Here is a 1,303-nt window from a genome sequence, read left to right as displayed (position 1 = left end):
GGAGATTTGAGTAACCTGTAAATGTAACGAACACATACGATATAAGTCAAATAGGTATACTCATATTTTTATGAAGAAAATTACAAGAAGAGATTTTTTAAAAGCTGGCATGCGCACTTGTCTATATTCATTTATAACCACTGGCATTGGATACTATTACGCTAAATATATTGAGCCTCATTTACTCTCTTTGACAGAGCATACACTTACATCACAGCTTATACCTAAAAGTTTTCATGGTATGAAGATTCTCCAATTTAGCGATTTACATCTCGGATACTATTTCTCTCTTCAACATTTATCTCAAATCGTTTCTAAAATTAACGCTGTAAAGCCCGACATTGTTCTTTTTACTGGTGATCTCATTGATAATTATCAAACATATACTGACACTCCTTTCGTTGCATCCATTCTAAAAAATATACGAGCACCCTTCGGTAAATTCTCTATTTATGGTAACCATGATCATGGCGGATATGGAACGGAATACTATGAACACATCATGCGTGAATCTGGATTTGAACTGTTACTAAATAGTGAAAAGAAAATTCGGCTACTCGATAATAGTGAAATTTCAATTTTCGGTCTTGATGATATACTACTGGGCAAACCCAAAATAGAGGAGACACTACATCACGCGAGGCAAAACACTTATAACATTGTTCTTGTTCACGAGCCAGATATTGCACCCAAAATTGCTACATATCCAGTTAACTTACAGCTTTCTGGTCATAGTCATGGTGGACAAGTCCAAATTCCTTTTGTAGGTGCTATTATTACCCCATCACTTGCTAAAAACTATGTAGAAGGTTTCTATACGATTCAAGATTTATCTCTCTATGTAAATCGAGGCCTTGGAAGAACACGTGTCCCATTCCGATTTATGTCAAAACCTGAAATTACAATTTTCACGCTCCAACATTCGTAATAATTCGCCTATTTTCTTACATATCCTTTCTTGTACGCGCTCATCCACGTTTCATTTACCATATGATAAAAGTGAGTCCAATAAAGGAGGTTTGTTCATGTATCCATATTATCAACCAATCCCAGTCCGTTCAGCACCTATTGGTCCAGTAGGCGACTCACGCTTCTTTCCGTTTTTTGGCGTTCCATTTTTAGCTGGCATTGCTGGTGGACTGCTCGGCGGGGCATTAGCTTTCGGTCCTAGACCATATTACCCACCATATCCACCACCTTTCCCACCGCCAACACCTTATCCTTGTTATGGTGGACCTTGTCAACAACCATACTATTATTAATGTACTGCAACAATTCTACTAATGTTTCCCCCTCTCTTAAC

At 37.7% G+C, this 1,303-nt stretch carries 2 protein-coding genes; both read left to right on the top strand.

Features of this window, described 5'->3' with window-relative positions; translation table 11 throughout:
• Positions 1-70 precede the first annotated feature (70 nt).
• Positions 71-928: a metallophosphoesterase gene (locus KI369_RS28125; RefSeq protein ID WP_212958933.1), complete on the top strand. Its 858-nt coding sequence runs from the start codon at positions 71-73 to the stop codon at positions 926-928.
• Positions 929-1,025: 97 nt separating this feature from the next.
• On the top strand, positions 1,026-1,262 hold the full coding sequence (locus KI369_RS28120) for a hypothetical protein (RefSeq protein WP_048563234.1): 237 nt from the start codon (positions 1,026-1,028) through the stop codon (positions 1,260-1,262).
• Positions 1,263-1,303: the final 41 nt, after the last annotated feature.

This window comes from Bacillus sanguinis (assembly GCF_018332475.1).
Lineage (GTDB): Bacteria > Bacillota > Bacilli > Bacillales > Bacillaceae_G > Bacillus_A > Bacillus_A sanguinis.
The sequence above is the reverse complement of the archived record's forward strand: the minus strand, read 5'-3'. Positions and strand labels throughout refer to the sequence as shown.

Bases quoted from the DNA above. Each gene is read 5' to 3' on its own strand.
- KI369_RS28125 (WP_212958933.1), top strand. From the start codon at position 71: ATGAAGAAAATTACAAGAAGAGATTTTTTAAAAGCTGGCATGCGCACT.
- KI369_RS28120 (WP_048563234.1), top strand. From the start codon at position 1,026: ATGTATCCATATTATCAACCAATCCCAGTCCGTTCAGCACCTATTGGT.